The sequence below is a fragment of the Flavobacterium circumlabens genome, assembly GCF_004345565.1.
In the GTDB taxonomy this organism is placed as follows: Bacteria; Bacteroidota; Bacteroidia; order Flavobacteriales; family Flavobacteriaceae; genus Flavobacterium; species Flavobacterium circumlabens.
This window is the reverse complement of record NZ_SLWA01000001.1, coordinates 47783-71357: the sequence shown is the minus strand read 5'-3', so window position 1 is coordinate 71357 and position 23575 is coordinate 47783. Positions and strand designations below refer to the sequence as shown.

General features: G+C 35.2%; 25 protein-coding genes. 19 read left to right on the top strand and 6 right to left on the bottom strand.

The genetic code is table 11. From position 1 onward, the window contains the following. The first annotated feature begins 37 nt into the window (after positions 1-37). The 10 genes from deoC to EV142_RS00295 all read left to right on the top strand — a co-directional run bounded on the left by deoC (position 38) and on the right by EV142_RS00295 (position 8222). On the top strand, positions 38-781 hold the full coding sequence (gene deoC / locus EV142_RS00340) for a deoxyribose-phosphate aldolase (RefSeq protein ID WP_132031624.1): 744 nt from the start codon (positions 38-40) through the stop codon (positions 779-781). Continuing rightward, on the top strand, positions 782-2920 hold the full coding sequence (locus tag EV142_RS00335; protein WP_238698618.1) for a capsule assembly Wzi family protein: 2139 nt from the start codon (positions 782-784) through the stop codon (positions 2918-2920). It abuts the gene before it with no gap. Between the two features lie 158 nt (positions 2921-3078). Then, positions 3079-3981 (top strand): heme o synthase, encoded by a 903-nt coding sequence (gene cyoE, locus EV142_RS00330; protein ID WP_132031622.1) that lies wholly within the window; start codon positions 3079-3081, stop codon positions 3979-3981. Between the two features lie 3 nt (positions 3982-3984). Beyond that, positions 3985-4572, top strand: coding sequence for a cytochrome c oxidase subunit 3 (locus tag EV142_RS00325; RefSeq protein ID WP_132031620.1), 588 nt, complete (start codon positions 3985-3987; stop codon positions 4570-4572). 42 nt (positions 4573-4614) lie between these two features. Next, the gene (locus EV142_RS00320; RefSeq protein WP_132031618.1) at positions 4615-5598 is read left to right on the top strand and encodes a cytochrome c oxidase subunit 3; all 984 of its coding nucleotides are present in this window, start codon (positions 4615-4617) and stop codon (positions 5596-5598) included. An 18-nt stretch (positions 5599-5616) separates the two neighbouring features. Beyond that, the gene (locus EV142_RS00315; protein ID WP_127337685.1) at positions 5617-5967 is read left to right on the top strand and encodes a cytochrome C oxidase subunit IV family protein; all 351 of its coding nucleotides are present in this window, start codon (positions 5617-5619) and stop codon (positions 5965-5967) included. Positions 5968-6045: 78 nt separating this feature from the next. Continuing rightward, complete coding sequence (locus EV142_RS00310; protein ID WP_132031616.1) at positions 6046-6687, top strand: hypothetical protein; 642 nt, start codon at positions 6046-6048, stop codon at positions 6685-6687. A 12-nt stretch (positions 6688-6699) separates the two neighbouring features. After that, positions 6700-7389 (top strand): SCO family protein, encoded by a 690-nt coding sequence (locus tag EV142_RS00305; protein WP_132031614.1) that lies wholly within the window; start codon positions 6700-6702, stop codon positions 7387-7389. Position 7390: 1 nt separating this feature from the next. Continuing rightward, the gene (locus tag EV142_RS00300; protein ID WP_132031612.1) at positions 7391-7930 is read left to right on the top strand and encodes a DUF420 domain-containing protein; all 540 of its coding nucleotides are present in this window, start codon (positions 7391-7393) and stop codon (positions 7928-7930) included. Positions 7931-7964: 34 nt separating this feature from the next. Next, positions 7965-8222: a hypothetical protein gene (locus EV142_RS00295; protein WP_238698616.1), complete on the top strand. Its 258-nt coding sequence runs from the start codon at positions 7965-7967 to the stop codon at positions 8220-8222. 23 nt (positions 8223-8245) lie between these two features. Here the strand turns inward: EV142_RS00295 and EV142_RS00290 are convergent, their stop codons facing one another. Then, positions 8246-9652, bottom strand: coding sequence for a DUF4403 family protein (locus EV142_RS00290; RefSeq protein WP_132031608.1), 1407 nt, complete (start codon positions 9650-9652; stop codon positions 8246-8248). A 174-nt stretch (positions 9653-9826) separates the two neighbouring features. Between EV142_RS00290 and EV142_RS00285 the strand changes: the two genes are divergently transcribed. The 7 genes from EV142_RS00285 (at position 9827) to tsaB (ending at position 17915) form a co-directional block, all read left to right on the top strand. Continuing rightward, a complete protein-coding gene (locus EV142_RS00285) occupies positions 9827-10528 on the top strand; it encodes an ABC transporter ATP-binding protein (protein ID WP_132031606.1) in 702 nt (233 codons plus the stop codon). Next, on the top strand, positions 10521-11765 hold the full coding sequence (locus tag EV142_RS00280) for an ABC transporter permease (protein WP_132031604.1): 1245 nt from the start codon (positions 10521-10523) through the stop codon (positions 11763-11765). Before EV142_RS00285 ends, EV142_RS00280 begins: the two co-directional genes overlap by 8 nt. Before the next feature lie 2 nt (positions 11766-11767). Further along, on the top strand, positions 11768-13033 hold the full coding sequence (locus tag EV142_RS00275; protein WP_132031602.1) for an ABC transporter permease: 1266 nt from the start codon (positions 11768-11770) through the stop codon (positions 13031-13033). A 39-nt stretch (positions 13034-13072) separates the two neighbouring features. Beyond that, positions 13073-14188 (top strand): efflux RND transporter periplasmic adaptor subunit, encoded by a 1116-nt coding sequence (locus tag EV142_RS00270; protein WP_132031600.1) that lies wholly within the window; start codon positions 13073-13075, stop codon positions 14186-14188. 81 nt (positions 14189-14269) lie between these two features. Continuing rightward, complete coding sequence (locus EV142_RS00265) at positions 14270-15652, top strand: TolC family protein (RefSeq protein WP_132031598.1); 1383 nt, start codon at positions 14270-14272, stop codon at positions 15650-15652. 6 nt (positions 15653-15658) lie between these two features. Further along, a complete protein-coding gene (locus EV142_RS00260) occupies positions 15659-16951 on the top strand; it encodes an efflux RND transporter periplasmic adaptor subunit (RefSeq protein WP_132031596.1) in 1293 nt (430 codons plus the stop codon). A gap of 292 nt (positions 16952-17243) precedes the next feature. Next, positions 17244-17915 (top strand): tRNA (adenosine(37)-N6)-threonylcarbamoyltransferase complex dimerization subunit type 1 TsaB, encoded by a 672-nt coding sequence (gene tsaB / locus EV142_RS00255; RefSeq protein WP_132031594.1) that lies wholly within the window; start codon positions 17244-17246, stop codon positions 17913-17915. 10 nt (positions 17916-17925) lie between these two features. Here the strand turns inward: tsaB and EV142_RS00250 are convergent, their stop codons facing one another. From EV142_RS00250 to EV142_RS00240, 3 genes are all read right to left on the bottom strand, one after another. Beyond that, positions 17926-18738 (bottom strand): mechanosensitive ion channel family protein, encoded by an 813-nt coding sequence (locus EV142_RS00250; RefSeq protein WP_132031592.1) that lies wholly within the window; start codon positions 18736-18738, stop codon positions 17926-17928. A gap of 90 nt (positions 18739-18828) precedes the next feature. After that, positions 18829-19236 carry a YtxH domain-containing protein gene (locus EV142_RS00245; RefSeq protein ID WP_132031590.1) on the bottom strand — a complete coding sequence of 136 codons (408 nt, stop codon included), beginning with the start codon at positions 19234-19236 and terminating at the stop codon, positions 18829-18831. Positions 19237-19393: 157 nt separating this feature from the next. Next, positions 19394-20293 (bottom strand): NifU family protein, encoded by a 900-nt coding sequence (locus EV142_RS00240; protein ID WP_132031588.1) that lies wholly within the window; start codon positions 20291-20293, stop codon positions 19394-19396. Between the two features lie 143 nt (positions 20294-20436). Between EV142_RS00240 and EV142_RS00235 the strand changes: the two genes are divergently transcribed. After that, entirely contained in the window at positions 20437-21426 is a 990-nt protein-coding gene (locus tag EV142_RS00235; protein WP_132031586.1) for a PorP/SprF family type IX secretion system membrane protein, read from the top strand. An 11-nt stretch (positions 21427-21437) separates the two neighbouring features. Beyond that, complete coding sequence (locus EV142_RS00230) at positions 21438-21956, top strand: gamma carbonic anhydrase family protein (protein ID WP_132031584.1); 519 nt, start codon at positions 21438-21440, stop codon at positions 21954-21956. An 84-nt stretch (positions 21957-22040) separates the two neighbouring features. On the opposite strand, the gene EV142_RS00225 is transcribed toward EV142_RS00230, so the two are convergent. Both EV142_RS00225 and EV142_RS00220 read right to left on the bottom strand, forming a co-directional pair. Continuing rightward, positions 22041-22757, bottom strand: a complete 717-nt coding sequence (locus EV142_RS00225; protein ID WP_132031582.1) for a LytR/AlgR family response regulator transcription factor — start codon at positions 22755-22757, stop codon at positions 22041-22043. A 103-nt stretch (positions 22758-22860) separates the two neighbouring features. After that, entirely contained in the window at positions 22861-23571 is a 711-nt protein-coding gene (locus EV142_RS00220; RefSeq protein WP_132031580.1) for a dioxygenase family protein, read from the bottom strand. Positions 23572-23575: the final 4 nt, after the last annotated feature.

Sequence of the window (23575 nt, the reverse complement as noted above, 5' to 3'; positions counted from 1 at the left end):
TGTATTTTTGTCGCCGGTGCTATGTAATTTCAAAATCATGAATGTTAAGCAATATTTAGATGCTACTTACTTAAAAACTGCTTCACAAGCCGGGCTTTCTGAAGCCGAAAATCTTGTTGTGGTTAAAGAAGCGATTGCTGAGGCAATTGCAGAAAGTTTTAAGCTCATTATGATTCGGCCCGAATATGTTGCTCTGGCGAAAGAATTAATTACGAAGGCCAATTCGGCTTTGCTTATTGGTACCGTTATCGATTTTCCGGAAGGTAAATCAAATCTGGAAACAAAAATAAAAGAAGCCAACGAAGCGATTGAAAATGGCGCTGATGATCTTGATTTTGTTTGCAATTACGAAGCTTTTAAAAATGGCGACACTACTCTGGTGAAGGAAGAAATCCTGATCGGAACACAAATCGGACTGGCACATAATAAAACCGTAAAATGGATTATTGAAGTCGCCGCTTTGAGTGATAAAGAAATTATTCAGCTTTCTGCTTTGATAAAAAATGTTGTAATGTCAAATTTTAAAGAAGAAAATTACAGTGCTGTATTTGTAAAATCATCAACCGGATTTTTTAAGAAAAAAGATAATTTGCCAAATGGAGCCACGATCCCTGCTATTATTATGATGTTGGAAAATGCATCACCTTTGCCGGTAAAAGCGGCCGGTGGCGTGCGATCTTACGATGAAGCCATAGAAATGATCCGTTTAGGTGTAAAACGCATCGGAACTTCCGCAGCAAAGGCAATTGCTAACGGAGAAAATACCTCAAATCAATATTAAATGAAAACCCAAACCTACGTGAATAAGATTTTTTTATCTTTTATTCTTACATTATCATCCTTATTTGCTTTTTCGCAGGAAAATAACAACTCCTCCATTGCACCTGCTTTTACATCGGAACAATTCCCTGTTTTTCCTAATTGTGAAAATTTGCAATCCAAAAAACTGGAAAATTGTTTTTACAAAGAAGTTCAGGATTTTGTCTTTCATAATTTTGAAGTTCCCCAGCATCTGAAACAGTCAGATTATAAAGGAGAAGTGAAAGTTCTTTTTGAAGTGGACGAAAAAGGAGAGTTCAAAGTGATTTATGTAAATGCAGCAGACGAACTATTGGTTCAGGAGTCAAAACGTGTTTTTGGTAAATTCCCTAAAGTAAAGCCATCCACTTATAATGGACAGCCAACATATTCCAAATACACCATTACAATAAACATACCTTTAAAAAGTGCTGATCAGATTGCAGAAGAAGCGCTGGCAGCGGCTCAGATTTTAAAACCGTTAGAAAAGCCAATGACGGAACTGGATAGTATTGTATATAAAAAATACAATAACCCGGAATTCGAAAGTCATCTGAATATCCCGTTTTCTCATAGCTATTATGCACAGTTTGATGGAGCCATGAATCAGGTAGGCAGTAATAATCATACCGCTTCCAAACCTTATAAGTATGCTGAGGTTTCAAAATATTACAATTTAAAAGCGGTAAATGAATCGCTTCAGAAAAAAACATCCGGCTGGTTAGGAAGGAAATTCTGGAATGAGAATCTGGTTCAGATTCAGGGAGAAGATTATTGGCTGGCCTTAAATCCTATTCTTGATTTACAAATGGGTAAAGCATCCGATATTGATCCGTCTACTTATGTGAATACGCGAGCGCTGAATTTCAGAGGAGGTTTAGGGAAACAGATTAATTTTACCACCACAATTTTTGAAAGCCAGGGACGATTTGCAGGTTATTTTAATGATTATGCAGAATCGATAAAACCTTCAGGAGGAAATCCTGCGATTGTACCCGGAATCGGAATTGCCAAAAGATTTAAAACAGACGCTTACGATTTTCCTTTAGCGGAAGCCAATATTACGTATGCTCCAAGCAAGTTTTTTGATTTGCAATTAGGATATGGCCGAAATTTTATCGGAGATGGATATCGTTCACTGATTGAAAGTGACGGAGCGAACCCGTATCCGTATTTTAAAATTAATACAAACTTCTGGAAAATTAAATATACCAACACCTATATGTGGCTTAAAGATGTTCGCCCCGATGTAACAGTCGAAAGAACATATGCGACAAAATTTATGGCCAATCATTATCTGAGCTGGAATGTTTCGAATAAACTGAATTTAGGCTTTTTTGAATCCGTTGTCTGGGCAGATACCAATAACAGAGGTTTTGATGTTAATTTCGTGAATCCGATTATTTTTTATCGTACTGTTGAATTTACATCGTCTTCCAAAAGTGGTAATGCGCTTTTAGCGATTACTTCAAAATACAAGTGGAACAATCAGGTTAATTTATACGGTCAGCTTTTGATTGACGAATTTTCATTCGGAGATGTAAAAGCGGGCGATAACAGCTGGAAAAATAAAATCGGATATCAAATTGGTGCCAAATACTTTAATGCGTTTAAAGTAAAGGATTTGTTGTTGCAGGTCGAATACAATCATGTACGTCCGTATGTGTATTCGCATAGTGTGCCACTTACTAATTATGCGCATAATAATCAAAGCATGGGGCATCAATGGGGAGGAAATTTTGAAGAGCTTGTAGCAATCGGGCGTTACCATACAGGACGTTATTATGCCGATGCCAAATTTACTGTGGGCACCAGAGGTTTGGATTTTGATACAGCAGAAGACAGCTTTAATTACGGTGGAAACATTTATAAAGATTATGACGAAAAACGTCCGTACGACAAAGGAGTAAAAGTAGGTCAGGGTAATAAAACAAGTATTTTTATTGCAGATATTCAGGCAGGTTATTTAATAAACCCAATGACCAATCTGAAATTCTTCGGAAGTTTTATTTACAGGAATTTTGATCCTACACAGGAAACGGCAACTACTTTTAAGCAAAGTACCACCTGGTTTACGATAGGACTTCGTTCTGATATCTTTAACTGGTATTTTGATTACTAGGATATTTAATAAGATTTTTCGAAATGATTGTGTTAAAAATCTGCAAGTCCTTATTTTGTAAAGGTTTTATTGAAAAAAATCTAATTTTATAGGTTCTGATTCTATAATCAATTTGTACATTTGCACCACTCAAAAAAAATATTCAAACAATCACCATATTGAGCGCTACTAAAAATACATTTTCATTAAAATCAATATTTCTCGATTTCAAAGAAATCACTAAAGCGGGTTTAGCCATTAGTGTTTTGTTTTCTTCTATTGCGGGATATTTGTTAGGTGTAAATGCTGAACACCCTTTTAGCTGGAGTGTTCTGGCAGTACTGTCAATTGGCGGTTATTGCATGGTCGGTGCATCAAACGCTTTTAATCAGGTAATTGAAAAAGATATAGATGCGTTAATGGATCGTACCAAAAACCGTCCGGTTCCTTCGGGGCGTATGTCTTCAAAAATGGCTTTGGCTGTAGCAAGTTTGCTCACCATAATCGGGATATCGTTGCTGTACACCATAAATGCAAAATCGGCAATGTTTGCCGCGATTTCAATTTTTTTATACACAAGCGTATATACACCTTTAAAAACGGTAACTTCGTTATCTGTTTTTGTAGGGGCTTTTCCGGGGGCAATTCCTTTTATGTTAGGATGGGTTGCTGCAACAGGAGATTTCGGTATAGAAGCCGGAACTTTATTTTTGATTCAGTTTTTCTGGCAATTTCCGCATTTTTGGGCAATTGGCTGGTTTTTATACGAAGACTATGAGAAAGCAGGTATCTTTATGCTTCCGACAGGAAAAAAAGATAAAGGAACCGCGATGCAGATTATGTTGTATACCATTTGGCTGATAATCGCTTCTTTATTACCCGTTTTAGGATATACAGGGCAATTGTTTATTACGCCAATTGCTGCGATTTTAGTGTTTTTGCTGGGATTTTGGATGTTGTTTTATGCCGTACGACTGTATCAGCTGCGCACAGCAAAAGCTGCAAGAACATTGATGTTGGTCAGTGTGTCGTATATTTCATTATTACAAATTGTATATATAGTAGATAAATTTTTAAGATAGGTTATGGAAATGACAATGAAAATAAGCGAAGAACAGGTGACGAAAGCAAAATCGGCAAAACTGATTTTGTTGTTCGCGATGGTCAGTATGACCATGATGTTTGCGGGACTTACAAGTGCCTTTGTGGTGAGTAAATCCAGAGCAGACTGGTTGAAGAATTTCGAGCTGCCGTCAGCATTTTATTACAGTACGGTGGTGATTATGGCTTGCAGTGTGACTTTTTATCTGGCTAAAAAAGCAATTCAGAAAGATAACAGAAGCGCCACTACAACATTGCTTTTGGGAACATTGGCTTTAGGGATTTTATTTGTAGTTTTACAGTTTGCTGGTTTTGGGCAAATCGTAAAAAGCGGTTATTATTTTACAGGAGAAGGTAGTTCTATTACTACAACTTTTCTTTATGTGGTAACGGTTACGCACTTATTACACTTGGCTGGAGGGTTGATTTCACTTTTAATTATAATTTATAATCATTTTAAACAAAAATACAATTCGACTCAAACTCTTGGTATAGAACTAGGTGCGATGTATTGGCACTTTTTGGATTTATTATGGGTATATTTATTTTTATTTTTATATTTCTTTAAATAAGAAAAAAACGTAAATTTGGGAACTTTTTAACGAATATCTTTTATGGAAGCGACAGTTACTACTGCAAATAACGAAGAAAAAACTTGGGGAGGCGGAGATATCCAGCCATTAGGAGCAAGTTATGGTAAAATGATGATGTGGTTTTTTATCGTATCTGATGCCCTGACATTCTCTGGATTCCTTGCTGCTTATGGTTTTTCTAGATTTAAATTTATTGAAACATGGCCTTTGGCTGATGAAGTGTTTACTCACTTCCCATTTATGCACGGCGTTTCGGCTCCGATGTATTATGTAGCCTTAATGACTTTTATTTTGATTTTCTCCTCTGTAACGATGGTTTTGGCTGTTGATGCAGGTCATCAATTGAAAAAAACAAAAGTTGCAATTTACATGTTCTTAACTATTATTGGAGGTATCATTTTCGTTGGATCACAAGCCTGGGAATGGAAAAACTTCATTAAAGGGGAATATGGCGCAGTAGAAACAAAAGGAGGAAGCCTGTTGCAGTTTGTGGATAAAGAAGGTAAAAGAGTAGCTCTTGAAGAGTTTGCTGTAAAATTACCGGAACAAAGAGTAGCCCTTACAAGAGCAGAAGGTATGTGGTTTATGGAAGATGCAGAGTCAACACCAACTTATTCAGTTGCTGAGATTCAGGCAGGTTTTAAAGCGCACCCCGATTTGTTAATCAGAACAGAGAATCTTACTGCGAAAAAGAAAAAAACAGTTTTGACAAGAGCAGAATCTGAATCTCGTCTAAACGATGCAAAATATGTAGTAGAAGGAGCAAACTTAACCAGAAACGAATACGGAAGTAAATTATTTGCTGATTTCTTTTTCTTCATTACAGGATTCCACGGTTTCCACGTATTTTCAGGGATCATTATTAACATCATTATTTTCTTTAATGTGTTGGTTGGAACTTACGAAAAAAGAAGAAGTTACGAAATGGTAGAGAAAGTGGGTTTATACTGGCACTTTGTCGATTTAGTTTGGGTATTTGTATTTACAGTTTTCTACTTAGTTTAATTTTAGATTTTAATTATTATGTCACACGAGCACGTATCAAATACAAAAAGAATCTGGTTTGTTTTTGCATTATTGTCTGCAGTAACTACAGTAGAAGTGATTTTAGGTATTATTAAGCCTGAAAGTTTAGAATTTAATCATTTTTTAGGTTTGAACTTATTGAACTGGATATTTTATATCTTAACAATATTCAAAGCATATTATATTGTATGGGCATTCATGCACATGGAAGGTGAAAAAAGCAGCCTTAGATGGTCTGTTGTATCACCAGTTATTTTCCTGGTATTATATTTATTGTTTATTCTGTTGACAGAAGGACATTATATTTATGGGGTTTTTAAAGATTCTACTATTAAATGGAATTTTTAACATGATATTAATTCGAAAAGAGGCTCCGTTTTGCGGAGCTTTTTTTATTTTTGTACCTCAATAACTTCTACCGAAATAATGAAAAAAAATATCGTTCTCTTCGTACTTTTTGTTTTGCCAATCGTTGCCTATTTGTTTTTTGCATCCGGAGTAAATAGTTTTACAAAGCTCCCCGTCATAACACCTAAGATTGCTGATTTTGGCAATTGGAAATCTTTAGACGGCAAAAAAGTATCCCTGGATAAAAAGATAACGGTTTTGGGTTTTTCAGGTGCTGATATTTTAAACAATCGTGGTAATTATTTCAATTTAAATGAAAAGATTTATAAACGGTACCATGGTTTTGAAGATCTTCAGTTTGTGGTGCTTTGTCCGTTAGGGACAGAAAAAGAAGCTCAGAAACTCGTAGATGCATTAAAGCCCTTTACAGATGTCTCAGGGTGGAATTTTATTTTCGCTTCACCTGATGAAATCAAAACCTTTTATAAGCAGCTAAATTTAAAAGGAAAGCTGAACGATGATTTAGGAACCTCCTATGTTTATATCATTGACAAAGAAAGAAATTTAAGAGGCAGAAAAGAGAAAAAGGACTATAAGGAAGGATATGATACTTTTCATCCGTCTGAGTTGAGCAATGAGATGCTGGATGATTTTAAAATTATTCTGTATGAATATCGTGCTGCCCTTAAAAAGAATCACAATGCTACTAAACAACTTTAAATTTCAATCATAATGTTTAAAAACAAATCATATATCGGAATTTCATTTATCATTTTAATCTTCGGAATTTACGCTATTCCAAAAATAGTAGACAGAGTAAAAAATGGAGAAGTGGTAAAAGGAAACCGTCTGGACAATGTTGGCCTTAAAAGTTCAAAATCAGATACCAAATTACTGACAATTGGTCCGGCACCTAAATTTGAACTGACCAATCAGGATAACCTTAAAGTCTCAAATGAAACGTATAAAGGAAAAGTATACGTATTGGAGTTTTTCTTTACTACCTGTCCTTCTATTTGTCCAAAGATGAATTTGAGCATGCTGGAAATAGAAAAAACCTTTTTTGGAAATCCTAACTTTGGAATCGTTTCCATTACGATCGATCCGGGACATGATACACCACAAATTCTGAAAGACCACGCTAAATTATTGGGTGTAAAATCTTCCAATTGGAATTTCCTGACGGGTGATAAAGCTACCATTATGGATTTGTCAAATAAAGGATTTAATCTGTATGCCGGAGAGAACGCTAAAGTTAACGGTGGTTTTGAGCATTCCGGTTTATTTGCTTTAATCGATAAAGATGGAAATATTCGTTGTCGTAAAGATGATTTCGGAAATCCGATTTTATATTACGACGGATTAGATAAAAAAGGAGTTAGAGATATTCAGGAAGACATTAAAATATTATTAGCAGAATAAAATGGAAGATCAGTCATTAGAAAAAAAGTTTAGCAAATTTATCGTTGCAGTATCCATTGTGATTCCGCTTGTAGTTGCTATTTTATTTGGGGTTAAATTAAAGGATTTGGGAATACAGGTAGAACCTCTTTCGTTCCTGCCTCCAATTTACGCTGCTACAAACGGTGTTACGGCTATTGTTTTGGTTTGGGCTGTATTGGCTATTAAAAAAGGAAAACGTAAACTTCACGAGCGCTTAATGACTTTTGCCATTGCATTGTCGGTTGCATTTTTGGTAATGTATGTAGCGTACCATATGACTTCTGATTCTACTAAATTTGGTGGTGAAGGCGCAATACGTTATGTGTATTTCTTTATTTTAATTACTCATATTTTATTGTCAGTTGCAATCATTCCATTGGTATTGATTTCATATGTAAGGGCTTTGTCCCAGAGTTTTGACAGACATAAAAAAATAGCTAAAATAACATTTCCGCTTTGGTTGTACGTTGCTGTAACCGGTGTCGTAGTATACCTAATGATCTCTCCTTATTATGTTTAAAATGGAAAATAGAATAAAGAATAAAGAAAATAGGATGGCAAATAGAAATAGATTCGTGAATTTTTTCTCAACGAAATGCTTCTATTTTCTTATCTCTGTTTTCTTTTCTCTGAGCGCAAACGCCCAATGTGCGATGTGTCGTGCTGCTTTGGCAGGTGACAGTAACATTAAAAAAGCAGAGGCTGTAAACGACGGAATTGTTTACCTGATGGTAATTCCCTATTTATTGGTTGGCGTAATTGGAATCCTTATCTACAGAATGTACCAGTCAAAAAAGAAAAAGGCAGAATAAATATTCTGCCTTTTTTTTGTTCCTTATTTTAATCCGTCAACCGATACATTTACCGTTCCGTTTATTTTGATGAAAGCGATAATCGCCTGATTGGTGAGCTGAATTTTATCAAATTGGATATCTTCCATTTTTCCGTTTACAAAAACACCCGGCATAGGAGAGTAGTTTTTAAGATAGGCAGCCATGCTTTTTTTACCTTCTTCTAAGTTAGGCTGTATCGAATAACGACAGCTTTCTTCCATTTTTCTTAGTATCAATCCTTGAGCGAGCCAGCTTGCGGTGCGCATTAATTTACTTTTAGTGTCTAATACATAATCTAATTTGTCAAAATAGATCTCTTTGGTTTGTGGGTTGTATTGTGGAAATCCGTTCAGGTAAATGGTTCCGTTTATGGATCCTAAAACATCCAGGGCAATTACCATTTTGTCGTTTTTATGCCAGATGGCTACATTTTTTACGGTAATCTTTTTACTGCCCGATCCAAATTCCTGACCGGCAAAATTTTTGGTCATGATTTTAGAAGCGTCCATATAAGTCGAAATGGCGGCAATATTCGCAGAAATCTGATTTGGAATTTTGGCTACGGGTTTCAAAACAATTTTGCTGGCATTAAATTTAGATTCAGGCTGTTTACCAACGATGGTTTCCATGTTACATTTCATCCCCATATCCAGTAAAAACTGATCGTTTTTAAGTTTGGCACTCGTAGAATAAACTTCGACAGGAACAATTCGTAACCAGCTTTCGTAAGTATCACTCATTTGAAAAGGCGTACATATTTTTTCTAAAGCGGCTAAGACATTCGGTTTAAAATCCATCGATTTCTCAATAGCATCATCTATGCTTTTTTCAATTTTGGATTTAAAAATGGAAATCGCCGGATTTACTAAATAAGTGATAGGAAGGCTTTTTCCAAAAACCATCATCGTCGGGCTCTCATTCCAGTCCAGCGATTTGAATTCGGTTTTGGTGTTTAACTTCCAGTTAGTCAGCGCTACTTCACTTGATAATGTGATCACTCCGTTTAAATTAAATTCGCGGACATCATAAAGTTCAATCCCCAGTTTTTTGGTGCCGATCCTGTATTTAACAGTTGCTTTTAGAGGCAGAATCGTTTTTATCTTTTTATCCGGATTGGCAGGATCATTTTGAATTTTTATTGGAGCCAGTTTCCAGATTTTCATTTCAATATCATCATCTTCGATATTGTTGTCTTCATAAATTAAACCATTTAAAATTGAATTCGTCTGGTTTTCAATATCATTAAGCTTAACCGTGATCGGTAAGTTTATAAAAGAGGGATTACTATCGTAAACCAGCGGACTTGCATCGTCCGGCTCCGGTTTTAAAGTTTCTAATTTCTGGGAGGTAGAACAGCTTGTAACGGCTGTAAGTACTGTAAATAAAGAGATAATGGACAAAAACTTCATCGTTGGGATTTTTTTTATTGATGCAAAATTAAGAAAAGAATTATATTATCTTAAAAAGTGTAACAATTGATAAGGAATTGAGTCTTATTGTAATAACTAAACGGAATTATTAACGTTTTCTTATGGTAAATTACTTATAAAAAATGTTATTATTGTTTTTAAATTTAACAATCCATGATCGAAATCAAAGATTTGCACAAGTCCTATAAAATGGGAAGTTCACAATTACATGTGTTAAAAGGGATTAATTTTAATATCGCAGAAGGGGAACTGGTAGCGATTATGGGTTCTTCGGGATCCGGTAAGTCCACACTTCTTAATATTTTGGGAATTCTTGATGAGGCCGATTCAGGGAGTTATATTTTAGATAAAACACCAATAAAAAACCTGAACGAAACGATAGCTTCAAAATATCGTAATAAATTTTTAGGATTCGTTTTTCAGTCTTTCAATTTAATCAATTACAAAACCGCACTTGACAACGTTGCTATGCCCTTGTATTATCAGGGAGTAAAAAGAAAAGAACGTTACGATATAGCGATGAAATATTTGGAGAAAGTGGGTTTAGGATCGCATTCACACCACTTGCCAAATGAACTCTCCGGAGGTCAGAAACAACGTGTTGCTATTGCGAGAGCATTGGCTTCCAACCCAAAAGTATTGTTAGCAGATGAGCCAACAGGAGCTTTAGATACCAAAACTTCCTATGAAGTAATGGAACTTATTCAGGGAATTAACGATGAAGGTAAAACAATCCTGATCGTTACCCATGAGCCGGATATTGCCGCAATGTGCAAAAGAAATGTGGTCCTTAAAGACGGATTAATTATCGACGATAAAATGGTAGAACAAGTTAGAGCTACATCTTATGTTTAATATTGAACGCTGGCAGGAAATATTTGAAGCCATTTCGAAAAACAGGTTAAGAACTTTTCTGACCGGGATTTCTGTAGCTTCGGGAATTTTTATTTTGGTGATATTGCTGGGCGCCGGTAAAGGACTTCAGAACGGGATTGAAAAACAATTCGAGCGTGATGCATCTGGACTTATTCAGGTTTGGTCAGGAACAACAACTAAAGAATACAAGGGTTTAAATCCAGGCAGGCAAATTCAGTTTAGGAATAGTGATTATTCTCAGTCTGTTCAAAAATTTGAAGATAAACTGGATTTAAGATCTGCTTCATATGACTTCTGGGGTGCTTCATTTACGTATGGAAAAGAATCAGGAAGTTATCAATACAAAGGAGTAGATCCTGATTATGCTGCAGTTGAGAATATTACTATTGTTCAAGGAAGATTTTTGAATAGTAATGATTTGGCGCACAATGAAAAAGTTGCTGCTATTGGAATGAAAATAAAGACAGATTTATTTAAAGAAAAAGATCCTTTGGGTAAGGAAGTTTCGATCAACAATGTAAATTTTAAAGTAGTAGGTGTTTTTACAGATCCGGGAGGAGAAAGAGAAGAAGCAAGGGCTTATTTGCCTAAAACCACTGTACAAAGAGCATATGGTGGAGGAGACAAGATAAGCAATCTTTTTTTTACCTTAAAAAAGACAGATAATTATGATGAAGCTTTAGCTCAATCTGAGAAATTTACCAGTGATTTAAAAGCATTACTGCAAAGTAAAAACATGGTAGCTCCTGATGATGACGGTGGAATAAATGCTTATAATTCAGTTAAAGATGTGAAACAATTTTATGATTTAAATCTCTATATCAGATTGTTTTTTTGGTGGGTTGGTATTTGTACCATTATTGCCGGAGTTGTGGGAGTAAGTAACATTATGCTGATTATAGTTAAAGAAAGAACAAAAGAAATTGGAATTAGAAAAGCCCTGGGAGCTTCTCCATTTTCTATTATTTCGATGATATTGCACGAGTCCATTTTTATAACCACCATTGCTGGTTTTGTTGGGTTGCTGGCAAGTTTATTATTGCTGGAATTTGTTGGACCAATGGTGCAGAGTGAATATTTCCAGAATCCTGAAGTAGATTTCAATGTGGCATTATCGACACTTATTTTACTTGTATTTGCAGGTGCGCTGGCAGGATTTTTTCCTGCGTACAGAGCCGCCAAAATAAGACCTATTGTAGCACTTAGAGACGAATAATTATGTTTAAGAAAGATAATTGGGATGAGATTTTACAAGCTTTAACAGCGAATGTTTTCAGGACAGCGTTAACTGCTTTTGGTGTGTTTTGGGGTATATTTATTTTGGTAATATTACTGGCAGCCGCTAACGGTTTGGAAAATGGTATCAGAAAAGGTTTTGATGGATTTGCCACAAATACCATGTTTATGTGGAGTCAAACAACTTCAAAAGCCTATAAAGGATTGCCTAAAACCCGTAAGTATAATTTTAGAAATAGTGATGTAGCGGCTTTAAAAGCGGCTTTGCCGGATTTGTTATATGTTTCTCCAAGAAATCAATTAGGAGATTTTAATGGATCCAATAATGTGGTTCGCGGTACAAAGACGTCTGCATTTACAATATATGGTGATTATCCGGAGCTCGTCAAACAGCAACCGATGGATATCATTAAAGGTCGCTTTGTAAATCAACAGGATATTCTTGAAAAACGAAAGGTTGCCGTGATAGGGAAAGGGGTTATTTCTGAATTGTATGGAAAAGAGGAGGACGCTATTGGTACTTATGTAAAAATCAACGGAATTAATTTTATGGTTGTTGGGGTTTATAATTTTAAACAGCAAGGAGGAAATGCAGAACAGGAACAAAAAAATATATTTATTCCGTTTACCACTTTTCAACAAGCGTTTAATTATGGAGACAAAGTGGGCTGGATGGCACTTACTGCAAAAGATGAGGCTTCTATAACCGATTTAAAACCTAAAATTTTAGAGATTATTAAATCACTTCATTCTGTCAATCCGGCAGATGAGAGGGCCGTTGGAAATTTTGATTTGTATGACCAATTCAATAAAGTTCGAAGTTTATTCTCTATTTTAAAAATCATTGCTTATTTTGTAGGAACTTTGGTGCTGATTTCCGGTGTTATCGGAATTTCGAATATTATGCTAATTGTAGTTAAAGAGCGTACAAGAGAGATCGGAATCCGAAGAGCTTTGGGAGCTACTCCTGCAGCAATTCGAGGTCAGATTTTGTCAGAGTCTATCTTTCTGACCATTATTTCAGGAATGTTTGGTATTGCTGTCGCAACCGGGGTTATAGCAATTTTAAATATAGTATTAGATTCGATGCCGCCCGGAAGTAATACCATGTTTGCAAATCCAACTGTAGATTTAGGAGTTGTATTTGTTGCTTTGTTAATATTAGTAGGATCTGGTTTGTTAGCAGGATTTATTCCGGCGCAGACCGCAATTAATGTAAAGCCTATTGATGCTTTGCGAACAGAATAGAATTATCAATCAAAAAATAATCGATTAAACCAAAAACAAATGAAAAAAGGAGTAACAGTAACTATTTTAATTTTTATTGCTGTAGTTTTCTTTGGCGCATTATATTATTTATACGCTAAAAATCAGGAGTCACCAATTGTCTTCAAAACTGAAAAAGCAGAAATTAAAACGATTGTAAAAAATACTATTGCCACCGGTAATATTCAGCCCGACGAAGAGGTTCTAATCAAGCCAAACATTTCGGGAATTATCGAGGAAGTGTATATCAAGGCAGGTGAAAAAATCAAGGCAGGTGATATGATTGCAAAAATCAGGGTTGTGGCCAATGTCTCTAATGTAAGCAGCACGCAAAATCAGGTGCAAACCGCTAAAATTGCTTTAGATAATCAGGAGAAAATTTACAAAAGACAAAAAACGTTGTTCGATAAAGATGTTATTTCGGCCAACGATTTTGATGCTGCACAACTGGCTTATACCCAGGCTAAGCAAAATTATTCAGCAGCAAGACAAAGTTTGGATATCGTAAAAACAGGAACAACAACTTCTTTAGGAAGTTATGCCAATACCCTAATTCGTTCAACGGTAAACGGAATGGTTTTAGCAGTTCCGGTAAAAGTAGGAAATCAGGTGATTGAAAGTAATAATTTTAATGAAGGAACTACAATTGCAAGTGTTGCCGATGTGGGAAGAATGATTTTTGTTGGAAAAATTGACGAATCTGAGGTTGGTAAAATCAAAGAAAGAATGCCGATTGAAATTACAGTGGGTGCTATTGAAAACAAAAAATTTGACGCAGTTTTAACAGATATAGCTCCAAAAGGCGTAGTAGAAAATGGTGCGATTCAGTTTGAAATAAAAGCTTCTTTAGAAAACAGGGATGCAACTTTTATCAGAGCCGGCTTAAGTGCCAATGCTTCCATTATTTTAGAAAAAGCGGATAAAGTGCTGGCCATAAAAGAATCGCTGGTTCAATTTGACAAGAAAACACAAAAACCTTATGTTGAAATTGAAACTGCTCCTCAGAAATTTCAAAGAAAAGATCTAGTTTTGGGAGTGAGTGACGGAATATATGTTCAGGTGAAAAGCGGGATCAAAAAATCAGATAAAATCAAAATCTGGAATCAGGGTTTGATTACTGAAGGTGAGAAAAAATAATCCGAACGCAAAAAAGAGGTTTTGCAGTTTTAAAAAATGTTAAATTTGTGCAGTATCTTTACTGTGCTTCATTCAAAATATATGAAAATAAATAAATATAATAGTCTTGTTTTTGCTGTGTTGTTTGGGTTTGGTTTATCAGGCCAGGCACAGACAAAACAATGGACATTAGAAGAATGTGTTCGTTATGCATTGGATAATAATATAACGATAAAATTATCAGAACTAGATGTAAAAAATGCGGTAATTGATAAAAGAGGGGCATTAGGAAGTTACCTTCCATCAGTAAACGGAAATGCTTCCCACTCCTGGAATATTGGTTTGAACGTTAACCCGGTTACCAATATTGCGACCACCCAAACCACCCAATATTCTTCATTAGGAGTGAATGCAGGTGTTGATATATATAAAGGATTGCAAAATCAAAATACGTACAGAAGAGCGAAGCTTTCTATTATCTCGTCACAATATCAATTGGTTAAAATGCAGGAAGATGTCTCCTTAAATGTAGCCAATGCGTTTCTGGAAATTCTTTTTAACAAAGAAAATTTAAAAGTAAAAAAAGAACAGCTTTCTATTGATCAGAAACGTTTGGCCCGTTCTGAAGAAATGGTCAATGCAGGAACAATTCCGCGTGGTGATTTATTTGATTTAAAAGCTACTAATGCAACAGATCAGCAGGCAATTATTGTGGCTGAAAATAGTTTGTTGATTTCTAAATTAAGCTTGGCCCAGTTGTTACAATTAAAAGATTTTACAGATTTTGATGTAATTGATGATACGAATGCTAAAGATGAAAACGGCATCCTTTTGCAAAGTCCGGATGATATATACAACAAAGCCAAAGAAATAAGAACAGATTTAAAAATAGCACAAACCAATCTGGAAATTGCCGAAAAAAATGTTTCGATTGCAAAAGGAGCTTATCAGCCTACACTTAAAGGATTTTATCAATTTAGTACCAGTGCCAGTTACAGTGACAGAACCGGATTAGATGCAAACGGTAACCCGATTACTTTTGGCCCGGATCCTATTTTTACCCAATTTAGCGATAATAAAGGTCATAATTTTGGATTTCAATTAAATGTTCCAATTTTTAATGGGTTCTCTGCCAAAAATAATGTGGAGCGTAATAAAGTAAGTTTTGAAAAATCTAAAATAGATTTAGAGCAAAAAAGTTTAGATTTGCAGCGTAATGTTTACACCGCTTTTACAGATGCTAAAGGAGCTTTAAATACTTATGAATCTTCAACGGTAACTTTAGAGGCAAGACAGCAGGCATATAATTATGCGAAAGAAAAATACGATGTAGGTTTAATGAACTCATTTGATTTTACACAAGCACAAACGTTGTTAACCAATGCGCAGTCAGATGTTATAAGAACGAAATACGATTATATTTTTAAAATTAAAATACTTGAATTCTACTTTGGAATTCCAATTATTCCAATTATCACAAAATAATTTACTATGTCAAAAAAAACAATTTATTTCTTAGTGGGTGGTGCAATAATTTTTATTGCCATTTTAATTGGTCTTTCGAAATCGGGAGCAATAGGAAATAAGGATGAAGGAAAAGAAGTAGAAATTTCTAAAGTAACAGCTTCAACTATTGTTGAGACCGTTTCTGCAACAGGAAAAATTCAACCTGAAATTGAAGTAAAAATCTCACCGGAAGTTTCGGGTGAGATTATTTTGTTAAATGTAAAAGAAGGTCAGGTAGTTAAAAAAGGAGATTTATTAGTTAAAATAAATCCTGATTTATATACCTCAAGCTATAACCGTTCCGTATCCAATCTGTCTGGAACAAAGGCAGGTTTAACACAATCTGATGCATCTTATAAAGAGGCAAAAGCAAATTACGACCGAAATAAAACCTTGTATGATAAAGGTGTTATTTCAAAGTCAGATTGGGATAAAGCAATTGCTTCTTTTGAAGTCGCTAAAGCAACGAAACAAAATGCCTATTTTACAGTTCAAAGTGCTGCTGCATCTGTAAATGAAGCAAAAGACAACTTAGGGAGAACTACCATTTATGCTCCTGCTGACGGAACTATTTCTGTATTGAATGTAGAGCTTGGCGAACGAGTTTTAGGAACGCAACAAATGGCAGGAACAGAGTTGTTGAGAGTAGCAAACCTTAACAATATGGAAGTTGAAGTTGATGTAAATGAAAATGATATCGTAAAAATTAAAATTGGAGACGAAGCAAATGTTGAAGTTGATGCTTATTTAAAGAAAAAATTTAAAGGAATCGTAACCAGTATTTCCAACTCTGCAAGCAGTACATTAACATCAGATCAGGTAACAAATTTCAAGGTTAAGGTTAGAATTTTAAAAGAATCTTATCAGGATTTACTAGAAGGCAAGCCAGATACATATTCGCCTTTCAGACCTGGAATGACGGCAACAGTTGATATTATTACAAAAACAAAATCGAATGTTTTGGCAGTGCCAATTAGTTCTGTTGTTGTAAAATCCGATACCACAGCGGTAAAAGATTTTAAAGTAGAAGATCCTGGTGAAGATAAAAAAGCAGCACCAAAAAGCGATAAAAAATTCGAATGTGTGTTTGTGAAATCAGGAAATAAAGCCAAAATCAGAATTATCAAAACGGGTATTCAGGATGATACCAATATAGAAGTAATGTCTGGCTTGAAAGCTGGTGATGTCGTAATTACCGGACCTTACACAACGGTTTCCAAGGATTTGAATTCCGGAGATAAAGTAAAGCTTAAAAAGGCAGATTCGGCTAAGAAATAATTCAATCAGAATATGATTATTGCACTTAGCTGCGGACCTACTCAAGAAATACTTTTCAGCCTTTTTGGAGGTTTTATCGGGGCAGCGATATTTGTTGTATACGCGCACTATAAAATGTACAAAACAAAATATTACAGCGAAGAATATGTTTGTTTTTCCGTAGGCAGAAAGCTGTTCATCTATTTAGGATTTTTAATCGTAAATTTATGTTTGGCTACTCTCTTATTTTGGATATTTACATTTGCTTTGACTTTTGTCTTTACGTAATTTTTTAATTTTAAATATAAACATATTGTCTCTTATTCTCAATATCGAAACGGCTACGAAAAATTGTTCTGTGTCAATTGCAAAAAATGGTGAAACCATTTTATGTAAAGAAATTGCTGAAGAAGGTTATTCACACGCCGAAAAATTACATGTTTTTATTGAAGAAGTACTTGAAGAATCAGGGACTTCCGTACATGATTTGGCAGCAATAGCCGTAAGCCAGGGGCCGGGATCTTATACCGGCTTGCGAATTGGCGTTTCTGCAGCAAAAGGGCTGTGTTTTGCATTAAGTATCCCATTGATTGCGGTAGACACCTTACTGACTTTGGCCTCTCAGGCTAAAATTTCAGATGGAAAAATCATTCCAATGCTGGATGCGAGAAGAATGGAAGTATACAGTGCCGTTTTTAGCGCGGGATTAGAAACCGAAAGACCCGTTCAGGCAGAAGTGATAGATGAAAATTCGTTTCAGGATATTACTGAAACTGTTTATTTTGTTGGCGATTGTGCCGAAAAATGCAAGCCAGTCCTGACTAAGGAGAATTTTGTTTTTTTAGAAGACATCAAATACCCTTCAGCAGCAGCAATGAGTAAAATTAGTTATGATAAATACAAAATAAACGACACCGCAGATGTCGCTTATTTTGAACCTTATTACCTGAAAGATTTTATCATGACTACGCCAGCTAAAAAATAGTAAAAGTATTTTATTTTTGAAGCGTGTACGGCTGAATCGCAATCCCCGCTTCATCTAATGCAGTTTTGCAATTTTCCAGGGTCTGAGCAAAAACAACTCCGAAATTTTCGTTTTTAGCCCATGGACGTAAAGAAAATTCAATAGAACTCGCAGTTAAATTTTTAACGAAAACCTCAGGTGCGGGATTTTTAAGTACTTTAGGATTGGTGTTTAAAACATTCAAAAGCACTTCCTTTGCTTTTTTAATATCTGAATCGTACGAAATAGCAAAAGTTAAATCAGCTCTTCTTTCTCCCTGCATCGAATAATTAATAATCGTTCCGTTTGACAATGCGCCGTTAGGTACAAACACAGTTTGATTGTTGGCGGTCAGCATTTTAGTTACGAAAATCTGAATCTCAACTACAGTGGCTACAACGCCCTGAGCCTCAATTGTGTCTCCCACTTTAAAAGGTTTGAAAACGATAATTAACATTCCGCCCGCAAAATTAGAAAGCGAACCTTGCAGAGATAAACCAACGGCAAGTCCCATTGCTCCTAAAATGGCAACAAATGATGATGTTTCTATTCCTAATTTTGAAATGAAAGTAACAAACAATAAAATTCGGAGTGCCCATATCAGGATGTCCGAAAGAAATTTTGTTAAAGTAGGATCTAAATTTCTTTGTACCATTACCTTCGTAATGAGCCTGTTTATTAATCTGATGGCGTAGATACCAACAAATAAAATAATAAAGGCAGAAACTAGTTTAAGAGAATAATCAACTAATACGTCAGCATATTTCGTGACGTAATTGCTAAACTGATTTGGATCAAGGTTCATGTTTTTTCGAATAAAAAAACCTTCTCAAAAGAGAAGGCGTATTAATGCTGCAAATATAGATATATTTATTTTATAAGAAAAAATCAATCCTTATTCCTTAGGAGGAATAGTATCAATAATTTCGTCTGTTGCAGTTGTTGTTATTTCACGGGTATCTACTACCGTTTCAGGGATTATAGTTTTAGTCTCGCCGGAAACTTCGCTTGTTTTTTCTTTTACAGAATCGATTACATCACTTATTGATTCTGAGGCTTTTTCTACATATTCACTCACTGTTTCTTTTGCCTGATGTGCGTATTCAGCCGCACTTTCAAGGATTGGTTCTGAGGCTTCTTTGGCTTTTGCAATAGTCTCTTCAGCAAAAGCTTCTGCTTTGTCGATATAAGGAGCAGCGGCTTCTTTAGCGTGATCAAAAGTGGTTTCTGCCTGATTGGCCAAATCTGTAGCTGAATCTTTGGCTGAGCCAAATAAATTCTTAAAGAATGAAGATAATCCCATAGTTTCTGGTTTTTGATTAGTTTATATTACAATATTAACTATTTCTACAGAATTTATAGTATTATAAGCAGAATAATTTACTGAAAATTAGGGAGATATGATTTTATAAAAAAAGCGCCTTAATAAAAGGCGCTTCCGTTTTTTTATGCTGCTTTTTTTATGCATTTATCGCTTCTACTTTAATAGCTTCATCGTTCAGCATGCTTTTCAGCATATTTTCAATACCGCTTTTAAGCGTAAAAGTAGAAGAGGGGCAACCACTGCAGGCACCCTGCAAAATTACTTTTACGGTTTTGTCATTTTCATTATAAGAATCAAAAGCAATATTTCCTCCGTCAGCTGCTACTGCCGGTTTTACATATTCTTCCAGGATGTTAATGATTTGTTGGGAAGTCACGTCTAATTTGTCAAAAGCTTCATCTTTGGTGATATCATTTTTTGTTGCAACTTCAATTAAAGTTTCATCCAGAACAGTTCCTCCGTTTTCGATAAACTGTTTGATAAAAGTTCTGACTTCAAGTGTGATTTCCTGCCAGTCATTAATGTCATATTTGGTTACGGAGATGTAGTTCTCATCTATAAAAACCTCTTTCACGTATGGAAATTTAAACAATTCTTTTGCCAATGGAGAAGAAGCGGTCTGATCGATATTTTTATATTCTACAGCGTTTCTGGTCAGCATTCTGCTTACAACAAATTTTAGTGCAGAAGGATTTGGAGTTGATTCACCATAAACGGTAATCGGTTGCTTTTTTGCAGCGTTTTCGTCGATTTTTATAATAACGCCGCCTTTGTCTACAAATGCTTCAATTTGTTCTGCAACGGCATCTTTTACGTCATCCCATTCTACGATACTATATCTTTCAATAGCAATAAAATTACCGGAGATATACACTGTTTTTACAAACGGAAGATAGAACAATTGCTGCGCCAGGGGTGAAGCTTGTGCTTCATCGATATTTTTAAATTCAAAATTTTGATTCTGAGTAATGAAATCCTCAAACTCAAACTTTAAAATAGTTGGATTTTGAGTTTCTTTTATAGTGATTTTTGTCATGAGCTGTATTTTTTGGCAAATTTAGTAAAGTTATTTTCTACTAATACCTATATTTGGTTTTTTAATAAAATAATTAAGACTCTTTTCAAATTAATCGTATTAAAATAGAAGAGTCAAAAATATATTTAAACAAAATTGCCTTTATGGAATTTAGAATCAAGGTTTTATTTATTTTTTTGGTTACCTCTTTATACACTTATTCACAAGAAGGCATTCCGGTTTATTCAGACTATTTATCCGATAATTATTATCTAATCCATCCTTCTATGGCGGGAGCGGCCAATTGTGCAAAAATACGATTGACAGCCAGAAAGCAATGGTTTGGACAGGAAGATGCGCCTTCTCTTCAGACGTTAAGTTTTAATGGAAGGATAGGAGAGCGTTCCGGAGCCGGAATTATTGTCTTTAATGATAAAAATGGATACCATTCGCAAAAGGGACTGAAGCTTACTTATGCACACCATATTATGTTTTCAAGAGATGAAGTTGATTTGAATCAGCTTTCCTTTGGTATCAGCGGCGGAGTAATTCAGAGTCAGTTAGACGAAACGCAATTTGGGACTACTTTTGATCCCGTTGTCTTCGGATCTATTCAGAAAGATTCTTATTTCAATGTCGATTTTGGAGCATCGTATAATTATTTGAACTTTTATGCGCATGCTACTGTTCAGGGTGTTTTAGAAACCAGAAGGGAATTATATACAGAGTATGAAAGTAATAATTTGAGAAAGTATCTCCTGAGTGCGGGATATGTTTTTGGTAAAAGAGAAAGTATGACATGGGAACCTTCCGTTTTATTTCAGCTGTTTGATGAGACGAAGGAAAAATCAATAGATGTAAATTTAAAGGCCTATAAAAATATGGATTTCGGAAGCTTATGGGCTGCCTTATCGTACAGACGAAGTTTTGATGGCGCACAATACAGTGCCGGAAGCGGGGTTGCTTCTCAAAAATTACAATATATTACACCTATTATAGGTTTAAATTATAAAAATTTCATGTTTGCTTATACGTATTCTCAAGTTACGGGAGATGTGAAATTTGATACCGGGGGTTATCATCAGATTACTTTAGGAATCAATTTGTTTTGTAAAAAGGAACGTTACGATTGTAATTGTCCTGCTATTAATTAAAATCTTTTGTTATGTTAATTAAATCTGTAAACGGAAAATCTCCATCCATTCCTGAGGATTGTTATGTGGCCGAAAATGCAACTATTGTTGGAGACGTTACTTTTGGAGATTCCTGCAGCGTTTGGTTTAATGCTGTTATACGCGGTGATGTGCATTTCATTAAAATCGGAAACAAAGTCAATATTCAGGATGGTGCCGTTATTCACTGTACCTACCAAAAACATCCGACTATTATAGGGAATAATGTTTCGATAGGTCATAATGCAATTGTTCATGGCTGCACGGTTCACGATAATGTTTTAATCGGAATGGGAGCGATTGTAATGGATAACTGTGTCATAGAAAGCAATTCTATCATTGCAGCAGGAGCCGTTTTAACACAAAATACGGTTGTCACTTCAGGAAGCATTTATGCAGGCGTTCCGGCAAAAAAAGTAAAAGAGATTGATCAGTCTGATTTCGCGGGAGAAATCGAGCGTATTTCTAACAATTATGTCATGTATTCGGGCTGGTTTAAAAACGAACAATAAATTATAAAGAAATTTATAAAATCCAAAAAATAAATTCCAAATTCCAATCTTGACGTATTGGGATTTGGAATTTATTTTTTAAGATTATAAATTGATCTTTTCGAAAAAAGCAGTTTTATAGCTTTCACTAATCGGAATTCTTTTATCACTAATCAGGACTTTATTTTTCTGAATTGATTTTACATGTTTTATGTTAATGATATAAGATCTGTGAATTCTTGAAAACCCTTTACTAGAAAGTAAATTTTCTAATTTGATTAAACTGATTAAGGTCAGTGTAAATTTATTATCTGTCGTATAAATTTTTACGTAATCTTTCAGCCCCTCGATAAATAAGATCTCCGAAAAATTCATTTTTACATTTTCGTATTCTGCTCTCACGAACATAAAATCCTGTTCTGATTCCGGAGTTGTAGTGGTTTCAGCAATGGTTTGAAGTGCGGCCGCCGGATTTAAAATCTGTTGTGCTCTTACGACTGATTTTAAAAAGCGGTGAAAAGGAATTGGCTTTACCAAATAATCAACAGCACCAAGATTGAAGCCTTCAACAGCATAATCGGAATAGGCAGTAGTAAAAATAATCAGAGGTTTTTTTTCGATTGTATTCAGAAATTCAATTCCCGAGAAATGCGGCATCTGAATGTCTAAAAAAATTAAATCGACATTGTTCTGATTGATAAAAGAAACAGCATCGATGGCATTGTTGAACGTACTAACCAATTCGAGCGAATCTATCTTTCTCACAAAATCTTCTAATAATTCAACCGCTAACGGTTCATCGTCTATAATTACACATTTCATCTGTTGGAAATTAGATTCTTAAATTTGTTTTGGTGCTCAAAAGTAGTTTGAAACCCCTAAAATAAGTTTTAAAGTTTTCATAAAAAACGTTTTACGGCTTAAATTACCCGCTTACAATAATAGTTTTGCTTAATGTATAACCATCTGTTAAATTGCCTGTTAGGGTGGCTAATTCATTTGCCAGGCTATCGGAAAACACATTGTCTTTTGTGTTTGATGTGTCGGCCTGACCATGAGAAGCATAATTGGTACTTGAATATACGGCACTGGAAACATTTTCAGGAAATGCAATTTGAGTGACCAATAAGGAAGTGCCGCTGCTTGTTAAAACTTCAACATGTATATGTGGTGCCCTGCCCTGATACCAGCCCGGAAAAATCGAAAGAAAAGAGGCTTCACCTTTAGAATCTGTCGTTTGTCTGCCTCTCAGAAAATGAACTGATGTATAATCTGTTTGCTGCATTGTAGTTCCTCCATATTCCGAATAGTTCCCGTCTTTATCGCAATGCCAGACATCAACCAAAACGCCCGCTAGGGGCAAGCAGTTATTATTTTTGCTTTCGATCGTTAAATTAATAAGAAGGGCGATTCCGATTCGATCCGATTTGATGTTTTCTAAAACTAACTGACTTGGCGTTTTAATAGGGAAAGGGCCTTTGGTTTCAGAAGGGGAAACGGTACAGGTTCCATCATCGGAAGCGTTGATATCAGTGTTGTTATTGTCATCTTTAGAACAGGATTCTAATAATTTGGCAGCGGTTGCTAATGAAGCAATTCCTAAAATACCACTTCGGATAAACTTTTTTCTGTCCATAACG